This is a genomic window from Streptomyces sp. SID3343 (assembly GCF_009865215.1).
Lineage (GTDB): Bacteria > Actinomycetota > Actinomycetes > Streptomycetales > Streptomycetaceae > Embleya.
In genome coordinates this window covers 1-6,024 of sequence record NZ_WWJX01000354.1, presented here as the reverse complement: position 1 = coordinate 6,024, position 6,024 = coordinate 1, and the positions used below count along the sequence as shown (strand labels likewise).

General features: G+C 71.4%; 6 protein-coding genes and 1 pseudogene. 2 read left to right on the top strand and 5 right to left on the bottom strand.

What is annotated here, in order from left to right; genetic code table 11:
- Positions 1-408 (top strand): IS5 family transposase (locus tag GT354_RS12085; protein ID WP_161356300.1); only part of this gene is annotated, 408 nt, incomplete at its 5' end.
- 1,198 nt (positions 409-1,606) lie between these two features.
- On the opposite strand, the gene GT354_RS12080 is transcribed toward GT354_RS12085, so the two are convergent.
- From GT354_RS12080 to GT354_RS12065, 4 genes are all read right to left on the bottom strand, one after another.
- Positions 1,607-1,867 (bottom strand): hypothetical protein, encoded by a 261-nt coding sequence (locus GT354_RS12080; RefSeq protein ID WP_161356299.1) that lies wholly within the window; start codon positions 1,865-1,867, stop codon positions 1,607-1,609.
- Positions 1,864-2,214: a hypothetical protein gene (locus GT354_RS12075; RefSeq protein ID WP_161356298.1), complete on the bottom strand. Its 351-nt coding sequence runs from the start codon at positions 2,212-2,214 to the stop codon at positions 1,864-1,866. Before GT354_RS12075 ends, GT354_RS12080 begins: the two co-directional genes overlap by 4 nt.
- Before the next feature lie 38 nt (positions 2,215-2,252).
- Positions 2,253-2,492 carry a hypothetical protein gene (locus tag GT354_RS12070; protein WP_161356297.1) on the bottom strand — a complete coding sequence of 80 codons (240 nt, stop codon included), beginning with the start codon at positions 2,490-2,492 and terminating at the stop codon, positions 2,253-2,255.
- A gap of 922 nt (positions 2,493-3,414) precedes the next feature.
- A complete protein-coding gene (locus GT354_RS12065) occupies positions 3,415-4,065 on the bottom strand; it encodes a TetR/AcrR family transcriptional regulator (RefSeq protein ID WP_161356296.1) in 651 nt (216 codons plus the stop codon).
- Between the two features lie 69 nt (positions 4,066-4,134).
- Between GT354_RS12065 and GT354_RS12060 the strand changes: the two genes are divergently transcribed.
- The gene (locus GT354_RS12060; RefSeq protein ID WP_161356295.1) at positions 4,135-5,580 is read left to right on the top strand and encodes an MDR family MFS transporter; all 1,446 of its coding nucleotides are present in this window, start codon (positions 4,135-4,137) and stop codon (positions 5,578-5,580) included.
- A 77-nt stretch (positions 5,581-5,657) separates the two neighbouring features.
- On the opposite strand, the pseudogene GT354_RS53835 reads toward GT354_RS12060, so the two are convergent.
- A pseudogene (locus GT354_RS53835) lies at positions 5,658-5,955 on the bottom strand (SDR family NAD(P)-dependent oxidoreductase); the annotation flags it as partial.
- Positions 5,956-6,024 lie beyond the last annotated feature (69 nt).

The window sequence follows — 6,024 nt, the reverse complement described above, 5'->3', positions numbered from 1 at the left end:
CTCACCGGAGGAAACGTCAACGACTGCACCCCACTCGAGGCCCTCCTCGCCACCATCCGCGTCGCACGAGCCGGCCCGGGCCGGCCCCGGAGCCGACCCGACCACGTCCTGGGCGACAAGGGCTACAGCTCGCGAAAGATCCGCCCGCACCTGCGACGGCGAGGCATCCCGCACACCATCCCCGAGCGCCGTGACCAGGTCGCGAACCGTCTCCGCAAGGGAAAACACGGCGGCCGCCCACCTCTGTTCGACCCCGAGGCGTACAAGCGACGCAACGTCGTCGAGCGCTGCTTCAACCGCCTGAAACAGTTCCGCGGTATCGCGACTCGTTACGACAAGACCACGTCCTCGTTCACCGCCGCGATCACCATCGCGTCGATCCTGCTCTGGCTCCGCCGTCCACTTTGAAGACACTTCCTAGCACATGCGTGGTCCGGTTGTCGTGGGGATGCGCATTCCTGTGTCGGTCGGCTCGGGGGTGGGGTGTGTTCGCGGGTATGAGGGTGAAGTCGTCTCCGCCGTCGGTGTCTTCGGTCCCGGGTACGCGCCCCGCAGGCCCCGCACGCCGCCGTGCGCCGCTGCCGTGCAAGCGTCGCCGGCCGCGTCGGTGTCCCAAGACCGTGCCCTGGCACGCCGGTTGGTGGTGGTGGGCCGTCTTCTTGCGCTGGACGAGGCCGGGACGGTGGAGACGGTGCACGTGCGGATCGCCGCCGCCGCGGCCGGGGTCCCACCCCGTACGGTCTGGCGTCGGCCGGCGATCACCCGCGAGTCCGGGCGGGCGGAACCGGCCACGCGGCGGCACTCCTCCACCGTCTCGCACGCGTTGCGGGCGCGCCTGTCGGACCTGGGCGCGAGCGTGAAGGCCCTGCACCTGTGGATGCGGGAACACCCGGACCAGGCCCTGCCGTCGCCGACCACAAACACCCTGCCGTCCCTGACGACGCTCCACCGCGCCGTACAGCAAGAGCAACACACGGGCCGTGTCCTGGAGATCCCCCGGCCCGCGCCCGCCCAACAAGATCCCGACCGCTACGCCCGCGCCCCGGCCGAACTCGCCCTCTTGGGCACGGCCTGCGAGGCCGGCCGCCCCGTGCACGGACCCCGACCCGGCGTACCCGCCGGGCCCCGGGAGAGCGACCCGACACCACCCCGCTCACAGCACCACCCTCGCCGTTCGCCCACGGCGCGCGCGTGTACACACCCGGCGTACACGTCGTCTCGACCGTCGCCGTCGGCGTTCCTGCGCGCTTTCCGCCGGGATCTGACCGCGGGGGAGCGGGTCGGTCACCGCGGCGGCCCGGAGGCCGCCCGGGTCCTGGACGTGTTCGCCAAGTGTCCCCGGACCTGGTGCAACCACACCTGGGAGGCCGACCACGTCCAGGCCCCGTTGCGTGTGGACGCCGACGGCGATCTCGTCCACCCGTATGTCACGTGGTTCATCGACTTGCCGTGCCCTCCGGCGTGGGCTTCGGTCCTGGCCGCGTTGCGTTCCGCGATCGTGCGCACCCACCCCTGCGGACCCATCGGCGGCCTGCCCGAGCACGTGCGCTTCGACCGCGGCCGGGACTTCCTCCGCCCAAGGTACGCGGATACGGACGTAACGGTGTCAGCGGGCGGGGAGGTATGTCGTCTGCAGGACGTAGACGCGTTCGCTGCGTACCACGATCAGGTACACGAACATGCCATCGTCGATGTAGGCGGTTGCCGCGCGGGGATTGGGGCCCTCGTACAGCGTCCCGTCGAGATACAGGGCCTCGGCCGCACGGACGATCTCCGCGACCGCGGTCTCGACCAGGGCGACGAACGCCTCCGGCGCCCCGCCCACCACGCTCGCCTGGTCGGGTTCGTACTCCCAGCCCCAGCTCACACGCCCACCGCGGCGTAGGCGGCCCGCAACAACTCGCCGGCGACCCGAACACCGCGGGCACGCACCCCGGGGTCGTCGCTGACGGTGTCGACCTGCTCGGCGTGGTGGTAGCGGAACGCCAGGTCCGGGTGACGCTCGATCTCCGCGATCGCCGCCCAGTGTCGCAACCAGCCCCGCAACGGATCGAGCCGGTTGACCTCCAACGCCTTCGCGGTCGCCTCACGCTGGGACCGGTCCATCTCGGGAAGCCAGTGCGGCGCCAACAACGCGATCGCCGCACGCACACTCTCGATCGTGCACTCCGGCCGCGCGATCACCGGAGTCGAGAACTCGGGCTCGGCAGTCACCCCACACCCCTCCCTCACGACGATCCGACCGCCCCACTCTAGTTGCCGGCGTCCCACCGGCAGGGCATCCAACGGACCGGCCGCCGGATCGGCCAACGCACACCACCCCCCACGGCCGCCGCCTGGGCACCGCCCACCTGGCCGACCGGGCCACCGAGGAACCACGCGCCGCGCTGCGCCGTGCCCGAGCGGCCCGCGCCCGCCGCCTGCGCGTCGAGGCCGAAGCCGCCGAACAGCTCCGCCACGACCGCTTCGTCCCCCGCCACGAACCCCGCCACGACCCCCACCCACGCGCGCCGCCTGGACGCCCTGACCGCGACCGAGGCCGCCCGGGGACCGGCCCGCCACCACGAAGGCGACCTGACCGCGCCGGCGCTGCCCGCCCTGGTCCCGCCCGCACCGCCACCGGCCGACCGGGCCGCCCCCGAGACACTCGAAGCCCGTGCCCGGCCCGTCGAATCGGCACCCACCCCTCGCCCGAGAGGACCCCGGACGACCCGTCGCCCGTCGCCTGCCGCCCGCGCCCGCCGACCGGTACGTCCGCCTGCCCGACGCGCGCCTGGTGACCCCCCGCGCGCTGCTCACCGTGCGGGAGAACCTCGCCGACACCATCGCCGCCCGCGCCATGACGTGTACCCACGGCGGTGCCGGCTTCGGCAAGACCACGGCGGTCGCCGGCTGCCTGCGCGAGCCCGAACCCGACCGGGACATCCGCCGCATCACCTTCCACACCCGCCCCAACCCGCCCCACCATCCGCACGGTGCGCCACGAACTCTTCATCGCCCTCGCACTGCCGGGCCGGCCCCCGCGCTACGCCGGCGAGATCCCGGTCCGAGTCGTCGGGCATTCGAACCCGCCCTCGCGTCCGATGTTGGGGGCGGGCGCCGTGCGGATGGCGCAGACGTACTCGAGGAGTCGACCCGAGGCAGGCGTACTCGAGGAGTCGACCCGAGGAGGCGGGCGCGTGGGAGTCGGTCAGCCGATCGGCCGACGTCGAGGAGGACTACCCGGTCGACCTCGTCGACCCCGGGCAGGCGACAGGACTCCGGCAGGCAGGCGACAGGAGTCCGGCAGTGGAGCAGTCCCCGGATCGGTTCACGCGGGACCGTGTCGAGCGGGTCGCCGAAGCCGCCGGAGGTCGCGCGGGATCCGGCCGGGCGCCACCCTGACGGACCGCCGAGCGCAACATCACGCCGTTCCTAACGTGTGGCGTACGCGCGGACGAATGCACGGGCCCCGTCGATCATGGTCTGACGGACCTTGTCCGGGACGGGGTTGGCGGGGACCGGTTGACGGTTGTAGGCCAACAGGACCGTCAGGGCGAAGAAGTGGTCGGCGGCCAGACGCGGGTCGTCCGTGTCCAGGAGTCGGGCGTCGACGAAGTCGGCGATGCGTTTCGCGAACGCCTCCTCCACCGCCCCCGTCGCGATGTCGTCCTCGGTCGTCGGCGTCCGCAGGCGCTCTTGGGCGACGAGGGCGAAGCCGGCGGCGTAGTCGGCGGAGCCGACGATCGACGTGCCGAGGTCGATCGCCAACGCGGTGAGGGCCTTCTCCAGTTGCGGCACCGTGGTGATCTGCGCGCCCTCCGGGAGGTGCTCGTCGAGCGCCCGGCGCGCAGTGGCCACCAGTGACTGGGAGGCGTCCGAGAGGATGGCCAGGAAAAGGCGGCGTTTGTCGCCGAAGTAGTCGTACACGGTGCGCTTGGACACCTCGGCTCCGGCCGCGACGGCATCCATGCTGACGCGGTCCACTCCTTGGCGCACGAACAGGTCCCGCGCGGCGGCGAGAATCGCCTTCCGCTTCTCCAGGGACCCCTCGCGCACCGACTTCTCCGTGCCAACAGCGCTCATCCGTACCTCCGAAGGTCATCCTACACCGACCGGTGCAGTAGCTACACTGCACGGTGTAGTGTGCTCGTCATGACCTCGACAGAAACGGCCGCGCAGGCCGCGGCGCCGGTGACCGATCGCCGGTTGACCCTCATCAGCCTCGTCCTGGCGCTCGGAGTGTTCACGACGCTTTTGGACACGACGATCGTCAACATCGCCCTGAACCACCTGCAGGTGGTGTTCGATGCCTCGGTCGCCCGGACGCAGTGGGTCGCGACGGGCTATCTGCTGGCGTTCGTGTCGGTGATCCCGGTGAGCGGGTGGCTCTCCGAACGGTTCGGCGCGCGCAACGCGTGGCTGTTCGCCATGGGCGCCTTCCTCGTCGGCTCGGCCCTGTGCGGCCTCGCGGATTCCCTGCCCCAGCTCATCGCCTACCGGGTGGTCCAGGGAATCGGCGGCGGCATGGTGATGCCGATCACGCTCACCATCGTCACGCGGGCAGCCGGCCCGGAACGCATCCACAAGGCCACAGCCGCGGTCATGCTTCCCGGTCTCCTCGGACCGATCCTCGGATCAGTGCTCGGCGGCGCCATCCTGGAGTCACTGAGCTGGCACTGGCTGTTCTTGATCAATGTGCCGGTCTGCGTCGCCGCGCTCGTGCTCGGCCGGATCCTGTTGCCCTCGACCGCCGGACAGCGCGGCCACCGGCTCGACATTCGCGGCTTCCTCCTGCTCACGCCCGGCGTCGTCGCCCTCGCCTACGGCATCAGCGAGATATCCGGAAAGGACGGCTTCGCCGCCGTCGGCGCCTGGCTCCCGCTCGCCATCGGCGCCGTGCTGCTCGCCGTCTTCACGGTCCACTCGCTGCGCGCCCGCCGTCCCGCTCTCATCGACGTCCGCATGTTCACACGGCGCAGCTTCGGCCTGGGAAGCGCCATCACCTTCGCGGGCGGGTTCTCGACCTACGCCCTGTCCTTCCTGCTTCCCCTCTTCTATCTGCAAGTTCGCGGCGAGACGCTGCTGCACACCGGCCTGCTGCTCATCCCGCAGGGACTCGGCGCGATGTTCTACGTCGTGGCCGTACGCAACGTCGCGGCACGAATCGACAGCCGCTTCGTCATCGCCGCCGGAGCGGTGCTGACCATGATCGGGACCGTGCCGTTCGCCCTGGCCGACAGCCACGGCGGAACAGCAGTGCTACTGGCCGCGCAGTTCGCCCAGGGACTCGGCTTCGCCGCCACCACCTTCCCCGTGATGACCCTCGCCTTCTCGAACCTGAGCCACGACGAGGCCCCCCGAGGCAGTGCGGCGTTCAGCGTCGTACAGCGCGTCGGGGCGCCCTTCGGCGTCGCGGTCGTCGCCGTGATCCTGCAGAACCTGCTCGACGGCGCAACCACGGCGGCAGACGAACTCTCGGCGTTCTCCGGAACGTTCTGGTGGATCTTCGGCCTCAGCGCCATCCCGCTTCTGCTCGCCTTCTTCGTTTCGTCGGACAAGCGCACCGAGCCCGCGGAGCCCACCGACCCGGTGCGGTAGGACACCACCCCGGCCCGAAACGCGCCGGCCGCGCCGCAGCCGGCGCACAGCCCACCATCGGTCAGACCCACGACGCAGTCCACCACGACGTCCACGCCGCCCCATTCCCACTCGGCCCGATCGAAGAGCACGACGACCGCGTCCTCGTCCGCGACATCCCGCCCGGACGGCGATCGCCCACCCACCGCCGGCGGCGATCACCGGCACCGCCCCCTCGGCGGCGACCGCGTCACAGGCGTAGTTCACCACGACGGCAAGGTTGTCCCGGGCGAGTTCGAGGGCAACCGCCGGACCGATACCGCGTGATCCACCCGTGACGACGGCAGTTCGCGCCGACGCCGAAGGAGGAGCGGCCGGGGGCTCGTTCGTGTTCATGTCCTCCACGATGCGCGGCACCGACCGACGGACCCAGGGGATGTGATCCCCTGGGCCGCCCGCCCGCCC